Source organism: Sporichthyaceae bacterium, assembly GCA_036269075.1.
Taxonomy (GTDB): Bacteria; Actinomycetota; Actinomycetes; order Sporichthyales; family Sporichthyaceae; genus DASQPJ01.
In genome coordinates this window covers 38695-62293 of sequence record DATASX010000004.1, presented here as the reverse complement: position 1 = coordinate 62293, position 23599 = coordinate 38695, and the positions used below count along the sequence as shown (strand labels likewise).

Sequence of the window (23599 nt, the reverse complement as noted above, 5' to 3'; positions counted from 1 at the left end):
ATGCAGCTGTCCGAGGCCGACGAGTTCTTCACCCACCAGACGTCGCTGCCGCACTCGATGGTCGCGACCAGCGACCCGAGTTGGCGCGAGCGCTACTGGATCAGCATCCAGGACGTCGTCGGCGGGGATTCGGTGCTCAGCCTGGGTCTGGGCAAGTACCCGAATGTCGACGCGATGGAGGGCTTCGTCGCGTTCGCGCACGCCGGAACCCAACGCAATCTGCGGCTGTCGCGCACATTGCTCCCGAACGGCACGGCGACCTCGGTCGGGCCCTTGCGGGTCGAGGTGGAACGGCCCATGCGGGAACTACGGCTGATCCTGGAGCCGAACGAGTCCGGCGTCGAGTTCGACATCGGATGGCGGGCCCGCACCGAACCGTTGCTGGAGGGCCGCTTCTTCCAGGTCAGCCGCGGCCGAACCACCTACGACGCGATCCGCTACGTCCAGCACGGCCGGGCCACCGGCACGCTGCGGGCACCGGGCGTCGAGCAAACCCTTACCGAGGACCGGTTCTGGGGTGAACGCGACCACTCCTGGGGAACCCGGCCGCTGCCTCGGGCACCCGGCATGCCGCCCGGTGAGCGCCCGGAGTGGCGCATGCTGCTGTTCGCCCCGTTGCAACTACCCGACTTCGGCCTGCACATCTACCTGCAGGAGTCCGCGCCCGGTCGCCCGGTCCACCTCTCGGCGGGGCTGACCCCGGGGTTGGCCGGCAAGGTGAGCGCCGAACCGATCGTCGCCGTCGAGCACGACCTCACCTGGGAGGCCGGCGCCCCGGCGCCGACCCTGACCGGTGGCACGATCGAGATCCGGCTGGCCGACGGAGCGCGACTGGAGTTCGCCCTACGGGCTCTGCCCGGTCGGGCCCACCTGCGTGGCGGCGGCTACGAGGGCTGGAACGGTTGGTTCCAGGGGCAGTGGCGCGGCGCGGCCACCGCGGAGCACGACGTCTGGGACCTCACCGACACCAGTCAGATCTACCGCTACGCCAAGGCAGGCAGCGACCACCTCGTCGAGGTCACCCACGCCGGCCAGGTCGGCTACGGCGTCGTGGAGTACATGGTGCTGCCCGGCTACGGCCGCTACGCCGAGGCGATCCCCGTCCGGGCCGATCAGTGAGGTCGGCGAGCGAGCGCAGCGAGTTCGGTATGGGTGCTGTCGATCTGGCGCAGTGCCTCCACGCGATGCTGGCGGCGCAGCTGCCTGCCGGTGCGGACCCGACGGTCGGCGAACCGACCCTGCTCGGCGGTGGCAGTTCCAAGGAGAACTGGGCGGTCGACGCGACCTGGACCACGGCGGCCGGCCGCACCCAGCATGAACTGATCGTCCGTCAGGACCCCGACGAGGGCGTGGTAGCGAACTCCTTGCAGGCTGAGTTCGATCTGCTGGCACTGCTGCAGGGCGGGGCCGTGCCGGTAGCGCCGACCTGGTTCAGCGACGGCTCGTGCCGGTGGTTCGGCCGTCCCACGGTGGTCCAGGGTCGCGTTCGGGGACGGTCCGACCGCGAGATACTGACACCAGCGGACCCGCTGGGCCTCGGCCCGGCCGGCCGTCGAGCCCTGGCCGAGCAGTTGATCGAGGTGCTCGCCGCGGTGCACGCCGTCCCGGTTGACGTCGTCGAGCCGGCGCTCGGCAGTCGGCTCGATCATCCGGCCCGGGCCGGCTTGACCCACTGGCGCGCGGAGCTGTCCGCCGAGCGCGCCTCAGGCGCGGGCCGGGATTCCCGGCTGGACAAGGCTTTCGGCCGACTCGAGGAGCTGGCGCCGCCGCCGCCCGATCGGCAGGTACTGCTGCACGGTGACTTCCGGCCGGCCAACGTGCTGGTCGACGCCGGTCGGATCAGCGCCCTGCTCGACTGGGAGTTCGCCCGGCTGGGCGACCCCCTCGACGACCTGGGTTGGCACACGTGCGCCATCTATCACCGCGAGCATCTGATCGCCGAGGAGTGGGAGGTCGACGACATCCTCGCGGCCTGGACGGCACGCACCGGAGTGGCCGTCGACGCGGACGCCCTGCGGTTCTGGCAGGTGTTCTCCACCCTGCGGCTGACGATCCTCGCGGTCCGGGCCGACCGACTGCTTGCGCAGGGCTCGCCGATGGGCAAGAAGGTGCCGCTGGATCGGCTGCTCGCGTTGCTGGAACGCGAGGCGCAGCGCTGAGGAGTGGGGTCGGTCGCCCGCTCAATCGCCGCTGTCGTGGCGCAGCCGCGCCAGGACCTCGACCAGTTCGGCGCGGTCCTGCTCGCTGGTGCCGGCCAGGCCGTAGTCGAACTCGGCCAGTGCCTTCGACGCCTTGGTCACCAGAGCGCGGCCCTCGGCGGTGATCGTCACCAGGGTCGCCCTACGGTCGCTGGGGTGCGGGCTGCGCTCGAGCAGCCCGCGGCCCTCGAGACGATCGGTGGCCAAGGTGGCGGTGGTGGCGTGCACCAGCAGGCTCCGGGCCAGCTTGGACACCAGCCGGGTACCCGTCTCCGACAGCTGGAGCGTCATCAGCAGCATGTAGTCGGTCAGGTTGAGCTGGTGCTTCTTCAGCTCGTCCTCGACCGAGACCGACATGATCCGGTGGAATCGCAGAACCGAGCTCATCGCGATGAACGCGTCCTCGCCCGGGCCCAGCTTCTGCTCGCGCCAGTAGTGACGGGCCCAGTCGACCGGGTCGCGATGCGTCGTGGCAGCCGGGCTTTTGCCGTTGCTGGACTCTGCGGCCATCGACTCTCCTTCGGCGGGACCACTGCCCATTCTATCGCACGACAAATAGTCTATACTGCGACTAATGAGAGCTTGAGTTTTCGGAGGTGGCGGTGGCTGAACCCTCGGTCGAGGACTTCCGCGCCGCTGCGCGCGCCTTCCTGGACGCGCACACCGCTCGCCGGATCGACATTCCAGCGGCCGAGGTCGAGGACCGCGTCGGGCTGTTCCGCGGCTCGACGACCGCGGAGGCCGACGCCGCGCGCGCCTGGCAGCGAACCGTCCACGACGCCGGATTCGGCTGGATCACCGGACCGGTCGCCGACGGCGGTCGCGGCCTGTCCAGCGCGCACGAACGGGCCTGGCGCGAGCAGGAACGCGCCCACGACGTCCCGACCAAGGCGCCGCTGACCGTCAGCCTCGGCATGGTCGCCCCGACCGTGGACGCCTTCGCGCAACCGGAGACCCGGAGCCGGTGGCTGCCCGCGCTGCAGCGCGCGGACGCGGTCGGCTGCCAACTCTTCTCCGAGCCCGGCGCGGGTTCGGACCTGGCCGCGGTCCGTACCACCGCGACGCGTTCCGGGACCGACTGGGTGCTGAACGGCCAGAAGGTCTGGACCTCGGGCGCGCACTACTCCGACATCGGCATCGCGTTGACCCGGACCGCCGCGCGACCGCGGCACCGCAACCTGACCGTGTTCCTCGTCGAGCTGGCTACGCCGGGCGTGGAAGTGCGCCCGCTGCGTCAGATCACCGGCGCGGCCGACTTCAACGAGGTCTTCCTGACCGACGTCGTCGTGCCGGATGCCAACCGTCTCGGCGAGGTCGACGAGGGTTGGGCCGTCGCGCTGGCGATGCTCGGCTTCGAACGCGGCGCGATCGGCGGCGGCGGCACCGGCGGGACCGGGATCTTCCGGATGGACGACCTCGCGCGGTGGCTGCACGCCATCGGCCGGGCCGAGGACCCCGCGGTCGCGCAGGCCTTCGCGAAGGTCTACAGCGGTGTCACCGCCGCGAAGGCCATGCGCCGCCGGGCCGAGGAGAACGTGCGCTCCGGGGGAGTGCCGGGGCCGGAGATGTCGCTGGCCAAGCTCGCGCTGTCCGCGAACCTGATGGCCCTGTCCGACCTGGTCACCCTCGCACTGGGGCCGCGGATCCTCGCCGACACCGGGGAGATCCGCACGTTCGCCTGGGCCGAGTACGTGCTCGGCGTTCCCGGGATGCGCATCGGCGGGGGAACCGACGAGATCCAGCGCAACGTCATCGCCGAGCGGGTGCTCGGCCTACCGAAGGAGCCACGACGCTGATGGGACACCTCAACGGGCGGGTCGCGATCGTGACCGGCGCCGGGCGTGGGATCGGGCGGGAACACGCGTTGCTGCTGGCCGCCGAGGGCGCGCAGGTAGTCGTGAACGACCTTGGCGGGAACTCCGACGGGACCGGCACCGCGGCCGGTCCGGCCGAGCAGGTTGCGGCAGAGATCCGCGCGGCCGGCGGGCAGGCCGTCAGCAACGCCGACGACATCGCCGATGCGGCCGGCGCGCAGCGTCTGATCGACACCGCGCTGGAGTCCTTCGATCGGCTCGACGTCGTGGTCAACAACGCGGGCATCCTGCGCGACCGGGTGCTGATCAACCTCGACGACGACGACTGGGACCTGGTCGTCCACGTCAACCTGCGCGGCACGTTCACCGTCACCCGGGCCGCCGGCCGGCATTGGCGCGACGTGTCCAAGTCCGGCGGTCAGGTCAGCGCGTCGGTCATCAACACCACCAGCGAGTCCGGGGTGTTCGGCAATCCCGGTCAGGCGAACTACGCCGCCGCCAAGGCCGCGGTCGCCTCGTTCACCCAGGTGGCGGCCAAGGAACTGGGCCGCTACGGGGTGCGCGTGAATGCGATCGCGCCGCAGGCCCGCACCCGCATGACCGAGCAGGCGTTCGGCGACGCGCTGGCCGCCAAGGAGGGCAAGTTCGACCGGTTCAACCCGGCCAACGTCAGCCCGTTCGTGGTCTACCTGGCGAGCCCGGACTGCGAGATCACCGGCCAGGCCTTCATCGTCGGAGGTTCGCGCGTGCAACGCCTGCGGCCCTGGGAGAAGGACCCGGGGTGGAAGTTGGACACCGACGGCCGCTGGAGCGTGGACACCCTGATCAAGGCTGTCGCCGAGGCCGGGGTGCCGCAGTCCGGTGGGTGGACCGCGAACCCGGACAAGGGCTGAGGGCAACGTGACCACGACAGCTGACCGCGCCGCCGAGGCGCGCATGCCGGAAGCCGTCATCACCGAGGAGATGGTGGCCCGGATGCAGGAGAAGGTCGGTGCGCAGATGCGCATCGAGCACTCGATCAACAACGAGGAAGTCACCCGCATCGCGGTGGCGAAGTTCGCGGGCGGCATCGGCGACATCAACCCGTTGTGGACCGACGCGGACCGCGGCCGAGCCTCCGCCTACGGGGCCCCGGTGGCCCCGCCGTCCTTCGTGATCAGTTGCTTCTCCGGCATCCAGTTCGGCTGGCCCGGCTTGGGTTCCTTCCACTGCGCAACGCAGATGGAGCTGCTCGCGCCGATCTACTGGGGCGACTCGATCGTGCCGACCTGCCACTACGACGGGTTCAGCGGGCCGACGCAGTCCAGCTTCGCCGGCCGGATGGTCACCGACCAGATCGTGAACCGCTACACGAACCAGCGTGGCGAGGCCGTCGCCGAGATCCGTTGGCAGGTGATGAACTTCGAACGCGCGCAGGCCCGCGGGCGCAGCGGGGAACGGGCCCTGGAGATCCCACACCCGTGGACGGCCGACGAGGTCGCCGCGATCGAGGCGCAGGTGCTCGCCGAGCAGCCCCGCGGCGCGGAACCGCGCTACTGGGAGGACGTCAGCGTCGGCCAGCCGTTGGAGACCTTGACCAAGGGCCCGATCGGGCTCACCGACGAGGTGGCCTTCATCGCCGGCGGTGGGACGCCGATCCCACGGCTCAAAGCACACGCCGCCGCGTTGCACGACTATGCCCTGCACCCGGCCTGGTCGTTCCGCGACCCGCTGACGGGGGCCCAGGAACCGATCTACGCCGTGCACTACAACAAAGCCGCCGCCAACGCGATGGGCGTGGCTTTCCAGTACGACGTGGGATTCCAGCGGCAGTGCTGGCAGATCCAGCTGATGACGCACTGGTGCGGTGACGACGGCTGGGTCGGCGCGCTCACCTCGCAGTACCGCGGTTTCGTCTACCTCTCCGACGCGGTGACCCTCGGCGGCGAGGTGACCGGCAAGCGGGTGGTCGACGGCCAGCACCTCGTGGACGTCAGCACGTTCGCGCGCAATCAGCGCGGCGATGACGTCATGCCGGGCACGGCCACCGTGGCGCTGCCGACCCGCGAGGGCGCGAACCCGGCACGGGATCGGGCCCGGGCCGACCGATGACGGTCGCGCCGTCCTCCTCGGCCGCCGACCGGGTCGCCCTGGCCTCGACGATCCGGGCCTGTCTGGACCGGCATCCCGGCCCGCGCCAGTTCCTCGGCGACGAGCGCCCGCCGCGGATCGACCGCGAACTGTGGCGCACGTTGATCGAGCAGATCGGGCTCGGTGGGCTGGTGATTCCCGAGTCCTGCGGGGGTTTCGGCGGTGGCTACGTCGATCTCGCGGTCGGCTTCGACGCGATCGGCGCAACGTTGGCGCCGGTGCCGGCCTTGGCGTGCCTGGGCATGGCTACCGGTGTGCTGCTCGGGGCTGAACCCGAGGCGGCGGCCGGCGCAGTCCTCGGCCGGATCGCGCAGGGATCCCTGGTGGCCGTGCTGTGGCCGCCGGTGCATGCGCACGGCGGTGGGTTGCTCGCACCGAGCGTCGACGCCGAACCGGCCGGCGGTGGGGTGCGATTGACCGGAAGCACCGCGTTCGTGGTCGACGGCACCGCGGCCGACGAACTCCTGGTGCCGGCGAACCTCGGCGACGGGGTGGTGCTGGCCGCCCTCGACGTCCGGGCCTCCGGGGTGCTGCGCCGCGACATGACCACGTTGGACCTCACCCGGGGCATGGCCGAGATCGCCCTGGACCGCGCGCGCGCGACGATCGTGATCGGGCCGGCCGGGGGCGCCGATGCGTTGGCCGTCGGCCTGGACCTGACGTTGACGGTGCTGGCAGCCGAGCAGGTGGGCCTGGCTCAGCAGTGCCTGGACACGGCCGTGGCCTGGGCTAAGGAGCGCGTCCAGTTCGACCGGCAGATCGGGTCGTTCCAGGCGATCAAGCACCGACTCGTCGACCTGCTGCTGCAGGTGGAACTGGCCCGCTCGGCCCGCGACGAGGCGATCGCCGCGGCCGATCGGCACCTGGCCGAACGGACCCCCGGATCCGCGCGGGAGCTGCGGGCCGCGGCCAGCATGGCGGCCGCGCTGTGCGGGGAGGCCGGTGTCCTGCTGGCCCGGGAGTCGTTGCACATCTTCGGCGGGATCGGCTTCACCTGGGAGCACGACGCGCACCTGTATTACCGCCGCGCGTTGGCCAACCAGTTGGTGCTGGGCGATCCCGCCACGCACCGGGTCCGACTGGCCGCGACCTTGGGGGTCTGAACCGTGGGCATCCTGCTCGTCGATCGCGCCGACGGCGTGGTCGTGCTGACCCTGAACCGTCCGGAACGCCGCAACGGCATCACGGTCGAGTTGGTCGAGGTGTTCGTCGCGGCGTTGCAGGAGATCGCGGCGACCCCGGCGGACCGGGTGCTCGTGCTCACCGGCGCGGCCGGGTCGTTCTGCTCGGGCATGGACCTGACCGAACGGGTCACGCCGGACGAGCTGACGTTCATGCGCCGCGTCGGCGTGCTCTGCCGCACCCTGCGCGACCTGCCGATCCCGACGCTGGCCTCGGTGCGTGGCGGGGCGATCGGGCTCGGCGCCAACCTGGCGCTGTGCGCGGACCTGGTGCTCGCCGCGCAGGACGCCGTGTTCGGCGAGGTGTTTGCCGCCCGGGGCATCGGCCTGGACGGCGGCGGTTCGTGGTCGCTGCCACATCTGCTCGGGCCGCAGAAGGCCAAGGAGATCGCATTCTTCGGCCAGAGTCTGACGGGCCGTCAGGCCGCCGACCTGGGGATGGTCAACGCGGCCGTGCCGGACGCGGAACTCGACGCGCTGACCGCGGACTGGGCGAGGCGACTCGCGGCCGGGCCGCGGCGCGCGCTGTCGCTGATGAAGGCCCAGATCAACGCTGCGGCACAGACCTCGTTCGCGGCGGCGATCGAAGCCGAATCGGTGGCCCAGGCCATGTGCTTCAAATCGCCTGAGGCCAAGGAGGGGATCGGCGCATTCCTGGCCCGCCGTGCCCCGGACTTCCGCAAACTCGACGAGGCCGGCGGGAACTGACGCCGGCTCAGACCTTCATCAGTTCCCGGTAGATCTCGTAGAAGTGCCGGATCTTCGTCTCCTGGTAGGCCGCGAAGCTGACCCCGGACTTGTGCTCCACCAGTGAGTGCAGGCCCCGCTGCACCGCGCCGACGTTGTACTCGTCCTGGAAGAACACCCGCGCCAGCGGGCCGAGTTCGGCGGCATCGAGGAACGAGTCCGCGAGGCCCAGCCTGCGCACCGGAGCCTCGGGCGGCCGCCGGCCCTGGAATGGGGAGAGCACCAGGATCTCCATGACCGAGGTCTCCGGATCGGCGCCGTTCGGCCGGAACCGGTAGCAGGTCCGGTTGTACGAGCCCCACGGGTGGAAGTTCGGGAAAGCCGTGTAGAAGAAGGTGTCCACGCACTCGGAGTCGGACAGGGTCGCGGCGCGATCGCCCACGGAGTGGGCCAGTCGCTTGCGGGTCGCCGCGGCGATCACCGTGCGGGCCCTGGTGTCCTCGGGCAGGGTGAGCAGTGGGGCGTCGTCCAGACCGAGGCCCATCATCGTGTCGAAGATCTGCTGCTCGGTCGGCTCATGGTTCAGGTGCGGGCTGGGCGTCCCGCGCGGGGTGATCGCCCGGCTCACCCAGTCCCAGGCGTCGTACTGCGAATTCGCGTCGCCGATGCCGCGCAGCAGTTGCGGGTGCGTGGTCACCACGTGGAAGGACTCCATGAACGCCTCCTGCGCAACCTTCCAGTTGCACGGGAGGACCTTGCTCACGTGGGCCTCGGTGTACCGGCCCGCGAGGTCCCAGTGGTCCAGTTCGGTCAGCTCGCCCAGGTATTCGTGAAGCGGCACCTGGGCGTCGTCGAGGCAGACGAACACGAATCCGCCCCAGGTGTCGACCCGCACCTGCGGCAGTTCGAAGTTCTCCTCGGTCACCTGGGGGAAGTCCCACCGGGCCGGAACCCGTTTCAGATTCCCCGTCAGATCCCAGCAGAAGCCGTGGAACTGGCACTGCAGCTCACCAGCCGCGCCGGCCGCGTCGCGCAGCCGACGGCCGCGGTGCAGGCAGGAGTTCCAGAAACCGCGGATCCGGCCGTCCTCGCCGCGCACCAGCAGGATCGAGAGATCGGCGACCTCGTAGACCTCGAGGTCGCCGGGGTTGCGCAGCCGCTCCTCACGGCAGGCGAACTGCCAGACCCGTTTCCAAATCCGGTCCTTCTCCAACGCCGCGATCTCCGGGTCGAAGTAGAACCGGGCCGGGATGTCGGCGGTGCCGAAGTCGCTGCGCCCCATGCGACGCAGGAAATCCGGTACTTCGTGGGTGTCGTGGTCCAGCAGGTCCGCGTAGCTGAGGCCCGGCGAGCGTTCGGTCACGACTGCTCCCCGCCGCCGTCGGAGACGAACCCGGCGCGGTGCCGCGACGCGGGGGAGTACCCGTGGGTGCCGACCCAGCGGCACAACTCCGGGTCGGCCGTCCGCAGTTCGCCGCGCACCCAGGACCCGAACATGTCGAAGATGCCGGTGCTGCCGTCCTTGCTGACCTCGACCGTGCCGTCCTCGCGCGCGGCGTAGATCGCGCCGTTGAAGGGGTGCTCCAGGCGGAAGACCAACCCGTCACCTCCCGGACACGTGCGCCGCCAAATAGTCTAGTTGCAAACTATCGACGGCGCACCCGTCCGGCTCAGCCCTGCGAGCCGCGGACCAGGATGGTGCCGAACTGCCAGGCGTCGGCATCGGCCGGGCGGGGACGCGCACCGGGGAACGGCTCCTGCCAGTCGTCGAGCGGGCTCCAGTCGACGGACTCCGACACGACCGGGCCGAGGTAGGGCCGAGCGATCTCGAGGATCTCCTCGTGCGGGAGGTCGTCGGGCAGCAGGACGCCGCTGCTCGGGTTGTCCAACATCCACTGCACGCCGGCCAGTACGGCGGCGGCGACCTGCAGCGTCGTGGCGTTCTGGTGCGGGACCAGGGTGCGGGTCTCGTGGATGTCCAGCAGCGACCCGTACCACCAGGAGCGCAGCGGGTGGCCCATCAGCAGCACTCCGAGTTCGTCGCGGCCCTCGATGATGTCGTCGCCCATGATGCGCTGCTCGGTCTGGAGCCGGTCGCCCCGCATCGCCAACTCGTGGAGGCTGGCGATCGCCGCGTCGGCCGGGCAGTACGCGTAGTGCACGGTGGGCCGGTAGACGGCTGCGTCGTCCGCCCAGACCGTCAGTCGGTCGGAGATGCTGAAAGCCTCGCCGTGGCGGATGACCATGCCGACGATCTCCCCGCACGGCACCCAGGACCGCACCCAGGTGCGGGCTCCGGGGTGGGCGATGCAGATTTGGTTGCGGGGCCCCGCGTCATGCGTGCGGGTTCCCGGCGGCAAGGTGCGCTCGTGGGTTCCCCAGCCCATCCCGGCCGGGGCGATGCCTTCCTCGTAGAAGCCCTCGACCGACCAGGTGTTGACGAATTCGTTGACCCGCTTGGGTTCCGCGCTGATCTGGGTGTCGCGTTCGCTGATGTGGATGGTGGCGACGCCGAGCGACTGGGCCAGCCGGGCCCAGTCGCGATCGGCGACCGCGCCGGTCACCGCGTCGCGCCGTGCGCCGGGCTCAAGGAGCGTGGCGTCGGCCAGGCACCTCTCCGCGATGTCGAGCAGCGCCGCCTTGGTGAAGTGCGAGACCAGGCCCGGATTCGCGCCGTGGTCGAGGATCGCGGTCGGGCCGATGTTGTCACCCCGGGAGGCCAGCAGCTCGCGCAGCTTCATGTGCCGGGCATAGAGCGTGCGCTCCTGCCGTCGCCCGGACGGCGCAGTCGATCCTCACGTCCGTTCCGGTCCGGCCGCCGGGCGCCCGTCGGTTCGGTCATGGTGCTGCTGATCTGGCGGTGCGTCAGAGCCGGGACGGGGGCCCGGCGGCACCGGCGATCGGTCTGGGGGGACCGTGGGTACTCGTGCGCGCCGGCCGGCGGTGGTGGCTCTGGCGATGCTGTTGGGCGGCTGGCTGATTCAGCCTGCCCAGGCGACCGGCAACCCGGCCCCCGGGGTGGTGTTCTCCGACCCGGTGTACTGGCCGCTGCGGGTGGAGTCCCGGGTCGACTGCACGATGACCAACCCGGGATGCCCGCTCCACCACACGTTCTGGGGCGTCGACGTCATCCCGACCGGGCAGCGCGACGGGCGGCCGGCCTCGCAGGCCGGGGTGTTCGCGATGGGGGCCGGGATCGCGCACATCGGGGAGGCGCACGGCCACGCGTGCGGCACTGGCGACAAGACGGATTTCGGGACCTGGGTCTGGGTGGACCATGGCGGTGGCGTGGTGTCCAAGTACGGGCACCTGTCGCAGATCGCCATTCGGGACGGCCAAGCGGTGGCCGCCGGGGACCGACTGGGCACCGTGGGCAACACCGGGGACTCGAGCAAGTTGTTCTGCGACGAGACCTATCTGGACTTCCAGGTGCGGCACAACGGGATCGAGGGCCCGTCGGTGCCGTTCAGCACCAAGGGCGCCGGGCAACCCGACGGCAACCTGCTGGCCTGCACGACCGGGGGCGTGCAGGCGTGGCCCTTGGCGCTCGGTGTGGTCCGCCGCATCGACGACATGCCCAAGCACTACGTGCTGCCGGCCGGCTCCGACTCGTGCCTGCCCGCGCATCGGACGGCGATGCCCGGGTCGTCCGGCATGGGCTGGGTGGGCCTGAATGCGGGCACCGCGTCATTGGCGGTGTCCTGGTCGCCGGCCGGACCCGGGGTGGACGCGATCCGCGTCGAGCTGGGCAAGTACCACCCCGAGGCGCACCAGTGGGATGAGTGCCGGCGTGAACGGCACCGCGACCTGCCGCACACGGCCACCTCAGTGGTCTTCGACCAACTCGACGAGGACTCGACCTACCGGGCAATGGTCTGGTTCCACGACACCGCCGGGTGGCAGCCGGTCGGGACCTGGGTGTCCGCGCGGGCGAACTGAGTCCCGGCTCAGAGAACGCAGTCGGGTCCCGGGCAGGCCGGGGCCGAGCAAGGGACCTGCACGGCGGAGCCCAGCGACGCGCTCACGCTCCCGCAGGACCCGGCATTGGCCCCGGAGGGGCAGAGTTCGCCGATCGTCAACAGCATGACGACCACCATCACGGCTACCGCGAGGATTCGGCGCGCTGTCGGGCCGTCCGCATTGGTCCGTCCGGCTGCGCACAGTCCGGGGGCGTGGGGGGACCGTGCGACGGCGAACGCCCGCATTCGGCGGGCCAGGTTAGGGCTGTCCGCGGACAGCGCGGCCTCGATCTCCCGCAGGCGCTGACGTTCCTGCTGCGACAACGTCATCGCCGATTCCCCTCGTTGCTCCACCGGTCGGAGCTGATTCGTCTGTCCCCGGGTCGGAGATTGCCCAGAACCGCCGAACAAACGCTCGGCTGACGTGTGAGACCTGCCACCGCCGGCTGTCCGGGGGCGAAGCGATCACCCGGGGGCGAAGCTTCCCGCCGTTCGGTGCTCCCGAGGCACACCGTCCGGAGTAGCGCATTGGCCCGAACGGTGCCGCCCGCGCACAGTGGACCCAGAAGTTCCAACCAATCAGTTGGTAACGGGTGTCGGCGAAGGCGTGCCGGGAGTGCTCCGACCGGAGCACCTGCGGTCCGCAGCTTCGTCGGGCCAACCGGGTGGTTGGTCGAGACCGATGGCCGCGGGGGTGCATCGGTACGGGGGTGGGTCAGGTGCTGGTGGTCGAACCGGCGCGGGCGACCGCGGGGGCCGGGTGGGTGCAGCGGTGGGTCGTGATGGCCGAGGCGATCTGCGCGCGGGCCGGCCGCCTGGGCGCCGCGGGAGTGGCGGTCCGCCTTTTCGTTCCCGGTACGGGGGGCCCGGCCGGTGCCGCGCCGGTCGTGGATGCGGTGGAGGTGTTCAGCAATCTGCTTGCCGAGCAGTGCGAATTGCTCCAGTCCCGGGTGCGCCAGGGCCCGCGGGTGCTGGCCGACCGCAGTCGCCGCGGGGTGCTGGTCGGCGACCTCGTCCGGGAGGAGCGCTGGCCGGTGTTCCGGGCGACCGCAGCGGCCCGGTACGGCCTGGCGGCTGCGCATGTCGAACCGCTGACGTTCCGCGCCGGACCGACGTTGGGTTCGGTGGCCTGGTACACCGACCGCGCCGCGGGATTCGGTGCCCGCACCGCGGTGGCCCGGCGCCGCGACCACGCCGCGACGGTCACGGTGGCGATGCTCCATGCGACCCGGACCGGGCGCTCGGCTGAGGTTCCCCCGCCGGGGCACACCTGGACGTGAACCGGCCCGGTGCCATCTCGGACTCCGTGCGCCCGGTGGACTCGATTCGTGACAAGCCGATGATGGCCACGACCAGGACCGCGACCAGGCCGAGCATGAGCAGTCCGTGGCCGGGTCCGCGGTGCAGGTGCTCGTCGTAGACGACCACGCCGATCAGTACTGAAAGCAACGGGTCGACGGCCGAGATAGCGGGCAGGCTGGCGGTCAGCGGCCCGGCCTGGAAGGTGATCTGACCGAGGATCAGACCGACCGTGCCGACGGCGAGGCCCGCCCACAGTTGCCAACCGAGCAGCAGTGCCAGTGCTCCGTGGTCGGCGAACACTCCGGTCGCCGCCTTGATCAAGGAGGCTGTGACCGCGTAGATCGCTCCGACCGCGAGCCCGAGCATCCCGGCCCGTCCGGCCGGTGGGACGTCCCGTTGCCCGCCGACGACGAGGATCACCACGGCCAATCCGAGGCAGGCGGCGAAGATCGTGGCGTGAATCGGGTGGACGTGCACCCGCGGCGCGGTATCCAGTGCTCCGGACACCCGCAGGAATCCGACGAGGCTGCCGCCTACCGTCAGCGCCCAGCCGATCTCGCGGACGCTCGGCGGCTTTCGCCCGATGTGGCCGAGCAGGAGCGCGAACAGCAACCCGGTCACCAGCAATGGCTGGACCAGGGCCAGTGCCCCGTAGTGCAGCGCCACCACCTGCAGTCCGACCCCGAGGAAGTCCGCGACCAGGGCAGCCGCCCACAACGGCTGGGTGACGGTCGCGGAGATCAACCGGCGCAGCCCGGCCGTACCGGCGCCCCGCACCGGAGGCGTCCGGGTCGCGGTGCGTTGCTTGAGCACCGTGGACGCGGCTGTCGCGGCCGCAGACCCCAGACTCAGCCCGATCACCGGAAGATCCATCGCGTGCCGCTCCCAAGCTGCCCGTCTGGTCGATGCGGGGCGTCTTCCCCGGCGCGGTGGGTGGGAACCCCGCGGGCCCGGCGCGGACTCATGGAATCCGCGCCGGCGGGTAGGTACGGCTGCGCGGTGACACGGCGTCAGATGCGCGGCCCGACGCCAGTTTCAGGCCGGGTGGATGCAGGCCAGCAGCAGTGCTATGTCGTCGGAGGCGGGACCGGTGGCGAACCGCTCGACGAGCACGTCCGCCAGCGTGATCGGGTCCAGGGTCGCGGCCCCCAGCAGCGCCGCGCGCATGGTCTCCATGCCGTCCGCCAGGTTCTGCCCCCGGCGTTCCACCAGACCGTCCGTGACCAGGGCCAGCACGCAGGGTTCGGGCAGATGCACCCGGTGCGCGGTGTGGGCCTTGGGAATGATGCCGAGCAGCGGGCTGGACTCGCGCAGGAACCTTGCCTCGCCGGAGCTCAGCAGCAGGGGCGGGATGTGCCCGGCGTTGGCGACCTCCACACCGCGTCGGTCGGCGTCGATCACCAGCAGGGCCAGGGTCGCGGTCTCGCGCGGGTGGTTGCGGCGCATCAGGTCGTCCAGCAGCGTAAGCACGCGGGCCGCGGAGTTATTCTCGCTGAGGAACGCGCGCAACGAGAAGCGCAGTTCGGCCATCACCGTCGCGGCATGCAGCGAGTGGCCCTGCACGTCGCCCACGACGACGGCGGTGCGTCCGTCGTCCAGGCCGAACGCGTCGTAGAAGTCTCCGCCGACGCTGATGCCTTCCTCTGCGGCGAAGTAGCGGGCCTCGAGGTCCAGGCCCTCGACCACCGGCAGCGCCCCGGGCAGCAGCGCACGTTGCAGGGTGAGCGCGATCAGGTGCTCGGTGGTGTAGGCGCGCAGGTTGTCCAGGGCGACACCGGCGGCGATCGTCAACTGACGCAGCAGACCGAGTTCGAAGCCCGGCAGCGGCGCCTCGTCGTCGATCGCCACGGCCAGCGCCGCGGCGGGGCGGCGCTGCCCGGCGACCGGGCACAGCAGCCAGCGCCGGGCCCCGACACCCGCGGTGGACAGGGCTCGGGTCCAGGTCGACGGCGGATGCTCGAGCAGGGTGAAGCCGGCACCCGGGGCGTCGGCCGGCGGTTCGGTCGTGCTCTCCACGACCGCTGCCACACCGGGTGCGGCGCATACCGCGCGGGCGCCGCGCGCCTCGTCGAAGCTGGCCTCGGCCAGCACCGGCCGGTCGAGGATGCTCGCGGCACCGGTGACCAGGGCCGAGAGCAGATCACCCAGGCTGTCCGCCGCGTTGATCCGGGTGGTGGCATTCGCCAGGCGGGTCAACTGATCCACCGAGCGGTCGCTGCGCCTCCTGGACTCCCCGGAACGGGCCAGCGAGCGGACCGTCGCGAGGAACTCCTCCACGTCCAGCGGCTCGATCAGGTACGCCTCGGCGCCGGCGTCGAGCCCGCGGGTCCGGGAGTCGGGGTCGACGGAGGTCGCCGAGACGTGCATCACCGGGACCGCCGCGGTCGTGGGATCCGCCTTGATCGCGGCGCAAACCTCGAACCCGGACATGTCGGGCAGGTGGACATCCAGCACGACAACGTCGACCTCGGCGCGCACCCGCGTCATCGCCTCGGCGCCGTTGGCGGCCTCCAGGACCTCGAATCCTTCGCGGCGCAGCCAGCTGGCGATCACGTATCGGTTGGCCTCGACGTCGTCGACGACCAGAACCCGTCCGGCAGTCGTCACAACTCCTCCCTGCCTCCCAACGCCCGGGCGATCGCTCGCGTCAGCCCGGAGCGGTCCAGGTTGCGCTTGCTCAACAGCCCGGCGGCTGGTTCGGCCGCGCGCCGCACCGCCTCGTCGATGGGAACGCTGGTCATCAGGATGGTCGGTAGGTCCCGTACCGCCGGCTCCGGGTCCGATCGCAGCTGCGCGAACAGGTCGGCACCGCTGCGGTCGGGCATGCGCAGGTCCAGCAGCAGCAGGTCGGGGCGCTCGGCGGCGATCTCGGCGAAAGCACCGGCACCGTCCCCGGCCTCGGACACCTTCCCGGCGACACCGCTCAGCAGCTCGCGCAGCCGCAGGCGGAATGCCGGGTCGTCGTCGACCAGCAGGACGTGCCCGACCCGAACCTCGGTCGGGTGCTCGAGGGGCTGCCCGGTGGCCGCGGGCAGTGTCACCGTGAATGTGCTGCCTACGCCGGGGACGCTGTCCAGCTCCAGGTCCCCGCCCAGCGCGCGGGTGACCCGCCGCGCGTAGGCCAGTCCCAAGCCGGTCCCGTGGCGGCTGGACTGGAGATGGTTGGGCACCTGGAAGAACTCCTCGAACACACTCTCGATGTGCTCCGGCGCTATCCCGATGCCGGTGTCGGCCACCGCGATCCCCACGATCCCCTCGCTCGCCTGCCGGGCACTGATGCTGATCTCGCCCTGCACGGTGAACGCCAGCGCGTTGGTCAGCAGGTTGCGCAGCACGCGGGTGAGCAGGTCACGGTCGCAGGCCACGGTGGACGGTTCGGACCCGTCGACGACGATCGCCACGCCACGCCCGACGAGCAGGGGACGCGCGGTGGCGGCCAGCTCCTCCAGCAGCGGTCGCAGTTCGAACTCGGTGACCTCGATGTTCAGCCGGCCGGACTCGGCCCGGGCCAGGTCGAGCAATTCGTTGACCAGGTCGAGCACAGTTCGGGCGCTGGCGGTCACGTAGTCGACCTGGCGGCGTTGCTCGGCGTCGAGGTGACCGGAGACCAGTAGTCCGGTCAGCCCGATGATGGCGTTGACCGGCGCGCGCAGTTCGTGGCTGACGCTGCGCAGGAACCGCGACTTGGCGTCGTTGGCCTCGGCCAGTTGCCGGCTGCTCTCGTCGAGTTCGGCGTACAGCGCGACCACGCCACGGTTGGTCGCGTCGAGTTCGGCCGACAGCGTCGAGTACATGGCCAGCACGCCCTGGTTGGTGGAGACCAGTTCCATGTTGAGCTCGGCCAGTTCCCGTTGCCGGGAGCGCAGTTCCTCGAGGGTCTCGATGAGGTCGGCGTTCTGCACCCGCAGCTGTTCCAGGGGCGTGGACCGGCTTTCCTCGGCGCGCAGGGCCAGGCGCAGTTGCTCCGTCTCGGGCACGCTCGGTGCCCGGCGCAACCCCTTGATCAGCAGCACCTCGACCCGGTCGGGCCCGCGGTACACCTCCAGCGAGTCGACCAACCGACCGGCCGGACTTTCCTCCAGCGCACCCCCGGGACCGGCGGGCGCCGGCGCGGACAGCTCGACCAGCAGGCGGGCCGGGTCGCCCGCGACCCGGAAAACCACGCTGGACGGCTCCGGGCCGAACAGCTGTCGGCCGATCTCGGACACCGCCGTCGCGACCCGGACCTGGTCCTGTCGGTCCAGGCCGACCGCGGCGGCCACGTCCCGGGCGCGCTGTCGGGTCCGGAAGATGTCGGCCTCCGTCAACCAGTCCAGACGGAGGATTTCACCCACGAGCGCAGTCACGGCTCCGCGCCCGGGCGCAGCACCAGAACGCCGGCGTCGTCGTTGCGTACGCCGTGGTCGCGCAGCACGGTGGCGCCGATCACCGTCGGTGTGCGGCGCAGGATGCCGCTGGCCGCGTCGAGTTTCACCTTCTCGCTGATTCCGTCGGTGTGCAGCACCACCACAGTGTCGGACTCCAGTCGGTAGGCGATCTCGCGGGGAGTCCGGGCCGCGCCGCCGACGATCCCCGGGAACGAGGTGAGCCGGCGCGGCCGCTCGTCGCCGAGCAGGTGGCCGGCGATGTTGCCGATACCGGCGTAGCTCAGTTCGGACGCCTCGCTGATCTGCGCGAGGGCGACCGCCGCTCCCCGGGTGCCCTGCAGGGCCCGGTGAATCCGGGCCAGCAGTTCCGCGGGCGGCGCGGCATCGGCGTCCACGAACGCTCGCACGGCCGTCTGTGCCGCCGACGCCGCCAGCGGCCCGTGGCCGAGGCCGTCGACCAGCAGGCCGGTGACCGTCGCGCCGTCGCGGCGGACCGCCCAGGCGTCGCCACAGGCCTCCTGCCCGGTCATCGGACGGGTCAGGCCGCCGCCGTCGCCCGGGCCCGTCCCGTCGACGGTCGCGCAGTTGCCGAAGCCGACGGACAGCACCGTGCCACGACCCAGGGCGGTGTGCGCGTCCCAGGTGTCGCACAACCGCAGCACCGCGCCCAGCCCGATGCCCAGGCTCCCCGCCGTGGAGTGGCCGTCGCGGGTGGCCGAGTCGAGATCGGCGATACCCGGGCCGCCGTCGACGGCGACCAGGCCGAGCCCCGGCCCGGCGGTGGACCGGAACGCGCGCAGCAGCAGCCGTCCGCCGCCCGCATGCTTGAGTTGGTTGTCGGCGACCTCGCTGACCACCAACTCGATCTCGTGCACACGCGACTCGCCCAGACCGAGCCGATCCGCCAGGGCCGCGGCCGCGCGCCGGGCGGTCCCGACCGCGCTGGGATGCTCGATGCGCATCCACGGTTGATCCTCGACGTGGACCGGTGGCGCCGACGCGCTCACCTGGCCCACTTGACGATCTCCACGCGGGTGCCGCCGCCCGGCTCGGCGCCCAGCACGAACCCGTCCACCAGGCGCCGGGCTCCGGACAGTCCCAGGCCCAGGCCCGATCCGCTGGTCCAGCCGTCGGTCAGGGCCAGCGCCACGTCGGGGATGCCGGGCCCGGAGTCGACGAACGCGGCCCGCACGCCGCTGCGGCGCCCGTCCACGGCCAGCTCGAGCAGGGCCCTGCCGCCCCCACCGTGGATCAGGGTGTTGCGGGCCAGCTCGCTGGCCGCCGTGACCAGCTTCGTCTGGTCCACCAGCGAAAGCTTCGCGCTCACCGCCAGCACCCGGACGGCCTGGCGGACTCGAACTACGTCCTCATCCGCGCGGATCGGCAGGTCCTGCGTCTCCACGCTGGGCGAGGCCACTAGCGGACCGCCGCGCCGTCTTCGGCGGGGTCCGTCTGCTGCTTCGCACTCGCGTCGGTCGGCAGCTCCGTCAGGGCGCGCAGCAGCTCCAGACCACGCTCGGTGTCCAGCGCCGTGTGCACGCCGTCGAGGTTCAGGCCGAGTTCGACCATGGTGATCGCCACGGCCGGGCGCATCCCGACCACGACGGTGCGGGCGTCCAGCACCCGGGAGGTCGCGGCGATCGTGGCGAGCATCCGGCCGATGAAGCTGTCGACGATCTCCAGGGCCGAGATGTCGATCAGGACGCCCGCGGCGTGGGTCTCCGCGATCCGGGCGGCCAAGCTCTCCTGGAGCCCCAGGGCGCTGGAGTCGTCGAGGTCGATCTGGACCGACACCAGCAGGAACGAGCCCAGCTTCAGGATCGGGATGGACTGCATCAGGACTTGCCGGTCGCGCGTGTACCCCGAGTCTCCTGGTTGCGCATCGCCAGCAACAGTGCGTCGGCCAGGTTGGACTTGGTCCGGATGTCGCCGAACTCGATGCCCAGCGACACGATTGTCTGGGCGATCTGCGGGCGGATGCCGCTGATGATGCACTCGGCGCCCATCAGGCGGGCGGCCACCACCGTCTTCAGCAGGTGCTGCGCCACCTGCGTGTCCACGGCCGGCACCCCCGTGATGTCGATGATCGCCTGGTCGCTGCCGGTGTCGACCAGCGCCTGTAGCAGCTTCTCCATGACGACCTGGGTGCGGGCGGAGTCCAGCGTGCCGACCAACGGCACGCCAACCACGCCGTTCCACAGCTTGACCACCGGTGTGGACAGTTCCAGCAACTGCTCGGCCTGCTCGGCGATGATGCGTTCCCGGGCGGCGGTGAACACCTCGAAAGTGAACATGCCGAACTGGTCGATGATCCGGCCGAACTCGTGGAACGACTCCGGCACGCCCCCGGCGGAGCCCTGCAACGCTTTCTGCGTCGCCTGCTTGAGGGCGAAGACCGCCGTGCAGGTCTCGGTCGGGCTGAATCCCTGCCGGGCTCGGGTGTAGGAGAGCTCCTCGAGCAGCGCCCGCGCCCCGGCGAAGGCCTCGTCGTCGACCTCGAGCGCGCCGGAGTCCAGCCCGGCGGTCACCGCGTCGAGCAGGGTGGCCTGCTCGCGGCGCAGTTCCGCCTCGGTCACCCGACCACGCAGCCGTTGACCGGTGATCGCGACCCAGTCGTCGAGGATCTCCTCGCGGTCAGTCAACAAACCTTTCAGTGACCCAGTCGCACCGGACACCGAGACCTCATTCCTCAGGACCAAAGGACGTGCAGGACCACACTCGCATCCACCACGCTGCGCGGATCGGCTGGGTGGCAGGGCACGATAAGCCGTAGCCTGTTCGCCCCGGCCCGAACCCGGTACACAAAGCGAAACTGGTTGCCGGAACTGGCCCGACCATGCTCGATACACCGCAGCCGCCCCTGTCCGGACTCCGAATGGCCTCCACGGGCCGGGTCCGCGCCGGTCGCCGACGGGGGACGGAGGGCGAAGTGCCCGGGGGGTCGGCCATGGCAGTGAGTGGTTCGCCGGAGCCGGTCGGGGCGCTGCGCGTGGAGTTCGACCCGGCGGGCGGGGCGGCGGCCGTGGTCGCCGTCCGCGATCGGGTCGGTGCCTGGTTGCGGGCGGCCGGCGCGGACGGCCGAGCTTTCGACGAGTTGCTGATCGCGCTGGGCGAGGCGTGTGCGAACGTGGTGGATCATTCCGGAGCCGGGCCGGTGGACGGTCACTCCGGGGCCTGGGTGCAGGCCGCGCTGGCGGCGGACCGGGCGCGCCTGCTGGTAGTCGACCACGGGCGGTGGAAGGCACCGGATCCGGGTAGTTGCGTTAACCGAGGACGCGGTCTGTTGCTGATGAAGGGCCTGACGGACCGCTGCCTCCTCCGAACCGGCGCGGCCGGTACGGTCGTCGAACTGCATAAGGAGCGCGTCTTGGTACAGGGTTCGCGGGACTTCGGCGGCTCGCCGGTGGACGATGCCCCGCCGCGACTGCGCATCCAGCAATCCGGCCCGGCCGCGGTGGCGCTCAGCGGTGAGATCGACATAACGGGATGCTCGGCCCTGCGGGAGGCGTTCGCCGCTGCCGCGCCGGGCGACACCACGTTGACCGTGGACCTGCTCGACGTGGACTACCTCGACAGCGCCGGAGTGTCGGTGCTGGTCGAGCAGGCGGCGCGGTCGCTGCGCCTGCGGGTGCGCGCCGGATCGGTGGTCGCGACCGTGGTGGAGATCTGCGGCCTGGCCACCCTGGCCGACGTCGATTACGTCTGACATCGCGTCAGATCTGAATTCGGCATGGAGTAGCCGACCGTCCGGGCGTGACGTGGGCGACGCGAACTGGGTGCTTGCAGTTGTTTGCACCGGACCCGACTGGGCAGCACGACAGCGAACGTTGCTTCCGACTGGAGAAGGGGGATGTCGAATGGACACCCGTATCAATCCGGGTCACGCGATCGGTCTGCTGGACAAGGTCGTCGGACTCAACAAGGAGATCATCGGCCATGTGCTCAACCGGGAGGGTCTGATCCAGTCCGGCGAGGCGCAGCAGGGCAAGGGCACCGAGAAGCTGCGCGCGTTGCGCGAGCAGGCCAAGGCGGAATCGCACCTGGCCAAGGCCCGCGTCTACGAGAACAAGCAGCGGGCCGCCGACAAGTCCTGAGTCCCGATCCGGGGCTGCCGCCCGGGATAATGCGCGGTGCCGAGCCGGGAGGCAGCAGTGCACACGTTCACGGTCTGGGCACCGAACGCCGGCGCCGTCGAGGTCGTGCTCGACGGCGCCGGCGTTCGGCTGCCCATGCGCCCTGCCGCGGACCGGCCCGGCACGTGGACCGCGGTGGTGGAGCAGGCCGGTCCAGGCACCCGGTACGGGTTCAGCCTGGACTGCGGTCCGGTGCGTCCTGACCCCCGATCGGCGGCCCAACCCGACGGCGTCGACGGGTGCTCGGAAGTCGTCGACCACACCGCGTTCGCCTGGACCGACCAGCACTGGCGCGGACTGGCGCTGCCCGGGACCGTGCTCTACGAGTTGCACGTCGGCACGTTCACGCCCGCCGGAACCTTCGACGGCGCGATCGAACGGCTCCCGTACTTGGTGGAACTAGGCATCGACGCGGTCGAACTGCTGCCGGTGGCTGCGTTCCCGGGCCGCCGGGGATGGGGCTACGACGGCGTTGACCTGTTCGCTCCGCACGCCGCCTATGGCGGCCCGGAGGGCCTGAAACGCTTCGTCGACGCGGCGCATGCGGCCGGGATCGGCGTGATCATGGACGTCGTCTACAACCACCTCGGTCCGGCCGGGAACTACCTGGGCGAGTACGGCCCGTACTTCAGCGATCGGCACCACACCAACTGGGGCGACGCGGTCAACCTCGATGGTCCCGGCTCGGTCGAGGTGCGCCGGTTCTTCGTGGACAACGCCCTGCTGTGGCTGCGCGACTACCACTGCGACGGGCTGCGCCTCGACGCCGTCCACGCCTTGATCGACGACTCCGCGACCCACTTGCTCGAGGAGTTGGTTGCCGAGGTCACGGCCCTGGGCGCACACGTCCGCCGGCCGCTCTTCCTGATCGCCGAGTCCGATCTCAACGACCCGAAGTTCGTGCGCCCGCGCGGAAACGGTGGATACGGCCTGGACGCGGCCTGGGCCGACGAGTGGCACCACGCACTGCACGCCACGCTGACCGGGGAGACCGACGGCTACTACCGCGACTTCGGCCCGGTCGAATTGCTCGCCAAGGCATTGCGGCAGGCCTGGGTCTACGACGGCTGCTGGTCCGCCCACCGCGAGCGGATCCACGGGCGCCCGCCAACCGGTCTGACGGGCCATCAGTTCGTGGTCTCCACCCAGAATCACGACCAGGTCGGCAACCGCGCGATCGGACAACGGCTGCCCGAGCTGACCAGCCCCGGCCGACTGCGGATCGCCGCCGCGCTGCTGCTCACCGGCCCGTTCACCCCGATGCTGTTCGCCGGTGAGGAGTGGGGCGCGAGCGCTCCGTTCCTGTACTTCACCGACCACCCCGACGCCGAACTCGGCGCCGCGGTCAGTGCCGGGCGGCGCACCGAGTTCGCGGCCTTCGGCTGGAACCCGGAGGAGGTGCCCGACCCGCAGGACCCTGCGACGTTCCAGCGGTCCCGGCTGGACTGGACCGAGCCGGCGCGCGCCCCCCACCGCGGCCTGCTCGACTGGTACCGGAACTTGATCGCACTGCGTCGACGCATTCCCGCGCTGACCGATCCGCGACTCGATGCGGTCTCGGTCGAAGCCGCTGCCGACGTGCTGAAAGTGCGGCGTGGACCGGTCCTGGTGACCGTCAACCTGGGCCGGGCAACCGCGCGGGTGGACGTGCCGGACGGCTCGGTGGCGCTTGCCACCAGCGACCCCGGGATCCGCCTGGCGGGCGCGGTCGTCGAGCTCCCGGCGGACACTGTGGCGATCCTGCTGGCGACGTGACGTAGCCGGGCCGCCGCGTTGGTTGACGGCGGCGGTTTTCGGGCAGACGGCGGTGTCGATGTGAAGTCCGAGA

The 23599-nt window shown here is 71.1% G+C and carries 24 protein-coding genes; 12 read left to right on the top strand and 12 right to left on the bottom strand.

Features of this window, described 5'->3' with window-relative positions:
• Positions 1 to 1119 (top strand): hypothetical protein, encoded by a 1119-nt coding sequence (locus VHU88_00730; protein ID HEX3610187.1) that lies wholly within the window; start codon positions 1 to 3, stop codon positions 1117 to 1119.
• A gap of 29 nt (positions 1120 to 1148) precedes the next feature.
• Positions 1149 to 2159 carry a phosphotransferase family protein gene (locus VHU88_00725; protein ID HEX3610186.1) on the top strand — a complete coding sequence of 337 codons (1011 nt, stop codon included), beginning with the start codon at positions 1149 to 1151 and terminating at the stop codon, positions 2157 to 2159.
• A gap of 21 nt (positions 2160 to 2180) precedes the next feature.
• Here VHU88_00725 and VHU88_00720 read toward each other — a convergent pair whose 3' ends face one another.
• Complete coding sequence (locus VHU88_00720) at positions 2181 to 2708, bottom strand: MarR family transcriptional regulator (protein HEX3610185.1); 528 nt, start codon at positions 2706 to 2708, stop codon at positions 2181 to 2183.
• Positions 2709 to 2800: 92 nt separating this feature from the next.
• Here VHU88_00720 and VHU88_00715 point away from each other — a divergent pair, with 92 nt between their 5' ends.
• From VHU88_00715 to VHU88_00695, 5 genes are read left to right on the top strand one after another with little or no spacing between them, the layout of a single operon-like run.
• Positions 2801 to 3994, top strand: coding sequence for an acyl-CoA dehydrogenase family protein (locus tag VHU88_00715; protein ID HEX3610184.1), 1194 nt, complete (start codon positions 2801 to 2803; stop codon positions 3992 to 3994).
• On the top strand, positions 3994 to 4905 hold the full coding sequence (locus VHU88_00710; GenBank protein HEX3610183.1) for an SDR family oxidoreductase: 912 nt from the start codon (positions 3994 to 3996) through the stop codon (positions 4903 to 4905). The genes VHU88_00715 and VHU88_00710 overlap by 1 nt, the downstream gene beginning before the upstream one ends.
• A gap of 7 nt (positions 4906 to 4912) precedes the next feature.
• Positions 4913 to 6103 (top strand): MaoC family dehydratase N-terminal domain-containing protein, encoded by a 1191-nt coding sequence (locus tag VHU88_00705; GenBank protein HEX3610182.1) that lies wholly within the window; start codon positions 4913 to 4915, stop codon positions 6101 to 6103.
• Positions 6100 to 7245 (top strand): acyl-CoA dehydrogenase family protein, encoded by a 1146-nt coding sequence (locus VHU88_00700; protein HEX3610181.1) that lies wholly within the window; start codon positions 6100 to 6102, stop codon positions 7243 to 7245. Before VHU88_00705 ends, VHU88_00700 begins: the two co-directional genes overlap by 4 nt.
• Positions 7246 to 7248: 3 nt before the next feature.
• Positions 7249 to 8031, top strand: a complete 783-nt coding sequence (locus VHU88_00695; GenBank protein ID HEX3610180.1) for an enoyl-CoA hydratase-related protein — start codon at positions 7249 to 7251, stop codon at positions 8029 to 8031.
• Positions 8032 to 8038: 7 nt separating this feature from the next.
• Here VHU88_00695 and VHU88_00690 read toward each other — a convergent pair whose 3' ends face one another.
• From VHU88_00690 to VHU88_00680, 3 genes are all read right to left on the bottom strand, one after another.
• Entirely contained in the window at positions 8039 to 9373 is a 1335-nt protein-coding gene (locus tag VHU88_00690) for an aromatic ring-hydroxylating dioxygenase subunit alpha (protein HEX3610179.1), read from the bottom strand.
• Positions 9370 to 9609 (bottom strand): hypothetical protein, encoded by a 240-nt coding sequence (locus tag VHU88_00685; GenBank protein HEX3610178.1) that lies wholly within the window; start codon positions 9607 to 9609, stop codon positions 9370 to 9372. Before VHU88_00685 ends, VHU88_00690 begins: the two co-directional genes overlap by 4 nt.
• 71 nt (positions 9610 to 9680) lie before the next feature.
• Entirely contained in the window at positions 9681 to 10751 is a 1071-nt protein-coding gene (locus tag VHU88_00680) for a saccharopine dehydrogenase C-terminal domain-containing protein (protein HEX3610177.1), read from the bottom strand.
• Between the two features lie 175 nt (positions 10752 to 10926).
• On the opposite strand from VHU88_00680, the gene VHU88_00675 reads away from it, so the two are divergent.
• Positions 10927 to 11949, top strand: a complete 1023-nt coding sequence (locus VHU88_00675) for a M23 family metallopeptidase (GenBank protein ID HEX3610176.1) — start codon at positions 10927 to 10929, stop codon at positions 11947 to 11949.
• A gap of 8 nt (positions 11950 to 11957) precedes the next feature.
• Here VHU88_00675 and VHU88_00670 read toward each other — a convergent pair whose 3' ends face one another.
• Positions 11958 to 12299 (bottom strand): DUF3040 domain-containing protein, encoded by a 342-nt coding sequence (locus VHU88_00670; GenBank protein ID HEX3610175.1) that lies wholly within the window; start codon positions 12297 to 12299, stop codon positions 11958 to 11960.
• A 380-nt stretch (positions 12300 to 12679) separates the two neighbouring features.
• On the opposite strand from VHU88_00670, the gene VHU88_00665 reads away from it, so the two are divergent.
• Entirely contained in the window at positions 12680 to 13249 is a 570-nt protein-coding gene (locus tag VHU88_00665; GenBank protein HEX3610174.1) for a hypothetical protein, read from the top strand.
• On the opposite strand, the gene VHU88_00660 is transcribed toward VHU88_00665, so the two are convergent.
• The 7 genes from VHU88_00660 to VHU88_00630 form a co-directional block, all read right to left on the bottom strand.
• Positions 13173 to 14144, bottom strand: a complete 972-nt coding sequence (locus VHU88_00660; GenBank protein ID HEX3610173.1) for a DMT family transporter — start codon at positions 14142 to 14144, stop codon at positions 13173 to 13175. The two genes, VHU88_00665 and VHU88_00660, sit on opposite strands and share 77 nt — an antisense overlap.
• 162 nt (positions 14145 to 14306) lie before the next feature.
• Positions 14307 to 15878, bottom strand: a complete 1572-nt coding sequence (locus VHU88_00655; protein HEX3610172.1) for a fused response regulator/phosphatase — start codon at positions 15876 to 15878, stop codon at positions 14307 to 14309.
• Positions 15875 to 17605, bottom strand: a complete 1731-nt coding sequence (locus tag VHU88_00650) for an ATP-binding protein (GenBank protein ID HEX3610171.1) — start codon at positions 17603 to 17605, stop codon at positions 15875 to 15877. The genes VHU88_00655 and VHU88_00650 overlap by 4 nt, the downstream gene beginning before the upstream one ends.
• A gap of 8 nt (positions 17606 to 17613) precedes the next feature.
• The gene (locus VHU88_00645) at positions 17614 to 18654 is read right to left on the bottom strand and encodes an ATP-binding protein (GenBank protein HEX3610170.1); all 1041 of its coding nucleotides are present in this window, start codon (positions 18652 to 18654) and stop codon (positions 17614 to 17616) included.
• Complete coding sequence (locus tag VHU88_00640) at positions 18642 to 19040, bottom strand: ATP-binding protein (protein HEX3610169.1); 399 nt, start codon at positions 19038 to 19040, stop codon at positions 18642 to 18644. The genes VHU88_00645 and VHU88_00640 overlap by 13 nt, the downstream gene beginning before the upstream one ends.
• 14 nt (positions 19041 to 19054) lie before the next feature.
• Complete coding sequence (locus VHU88_00635) at positions 19055 to 19474, bottom strand: STAS domain-containing protein (protein HEX3610168.1); 420 nt, start codon at positions 19472 to 19474, stop codon at positions 19055 to 19057.
• Entirely contained in the window at positions 19474 to 20280 is an 807-nt protein-coding gene (locus VHU88_00630; protein HEX3610167.1) for an STAS domain-containing protein, read from the bottom strand. Before VHU88_00630 ends, VHU88_00635 begins: the two co-directional genes overlap by 1 nt.
• 305 nt (positions 20281 to 20585) lie before the next feature.
• Between VHU88_00630 and VHU88_00625 the strand changes: the two genes are divergently transcribed.
• The 3 genes from VHU88_00625 to treZ all read left to right on the top strand — a co-directional run bounded on the left by VHU88_00625 (position 20586) and on the right by treZ (position 23526).
• Positions 20586 to 21344 (top strand): ATP-binding protein, encoded by a 759-nt coding sequence (locus VHU88_00625; GenBank protein ID HEX3610166.1) that lies wholly within the window; start codon positions 20586 to 20588, stop codon positions 21342 to 21344.
• Between the two features lie 151 nt (positions 21345 to 21495).
• Entirely contained in the window at positions 21496 to 21732 is a 237-nt protein-coding gene (locus VHU88_00620; protein HEX3610165.1) for a hypothetical protein, read from the top strand.
• Between the two features lie 57 nt (positions 21733 to 21789).
• The gene (treZ, locus tag VHU88_00615; protein ID HEX3610164.1) at positions 21790 to 23526 is read left to right on the top strand and encodes a malto-oligosyltrehalose trehalohydrolase; all 1737 of its coding nucleotides are present in this window, start codon (positions 21790 to 21792) and stop codon (positions 23524 to 23526) included.
• The last annotated feature ends 73 nt before the right edge of the window (positions 23527 to 23599 follow it).

Coding starts and splice junctions, on each gene's coding strand:
- VHU88_00660 (HEX3610173.1), bottom strand. CDS start 14,144: ATGGATCTTCCGGTGATCGGGCTGAGTCTGGGGTCTGCGGCCGCGACA.
- VHU88_00635 (HEX3610168.1), bottom strand. CDS start 19,474: ATGCAGTCCATCCCGATCCTGAAGCTGGGCTCGTTCCTGCTGGTGTCG.
- VHU88_00620 (HEX3610165.1), top strand. CDS start 21,496: ATGGACACCCGTATCAATCCGGGTCACGCGATCGGTCTGCTGGACAAG.
- VHU88_00710 (HEX3610183.1), top strand. CDS start 3,994: ATGGGACACCTCAACGGGCGGGTCGCGATCGTGACCGGCGCCGGGCGT.
- VHU88_00730 (HEX3610187.1), top strand. CDS start 1: ATGCAGCTGTCCGAGGCCGACGAGTTCTTCACCCACCAGACGTCGCTG.
- VHU88_00725 (HEX3610186.1), top strand. CDS start 1,149: ATGGGTGCTGTCGATCTGGCGCAGTGCCTCCACGCGATGCTGGCGGCG.
- VHU88_00680 (HEX3610177.1), bottom strand. CDS start 10,751: ATGAAGCTGCGCGAGCTGCTGGCCTCCCGGGGTGACAACATCGGCCCG.
- VHU88_00700 (HEX3610181.1), top strand. CDS start 6,100: ATGACGGTCGCGCCGTCCTCCTCGGCCGCCGACCGGGTCGCCCTGGCC.
- VHU88_00720 (HEX3610185.1), bottom strand. CDS start 2,708: ATGGCCGCAGAGTCCAGCAACGGCAAAAGCCCGGCTGCCACGACGCAT.
- VHU88_00670 (HEX3610175.1), bottom strand. CDS start 12,299: ATGACGTTGTCGCAGCAGGAACGTCAGCGCCTGCGGGAGATCGAGGCC.
- VHU88_00625 (HEX3610166.1), top strand. CDS start 20,586: ATGGCAGTGAGTGGTTCGCCGGAGCCGGTCGGGGCGCTGCGCGTGGAG.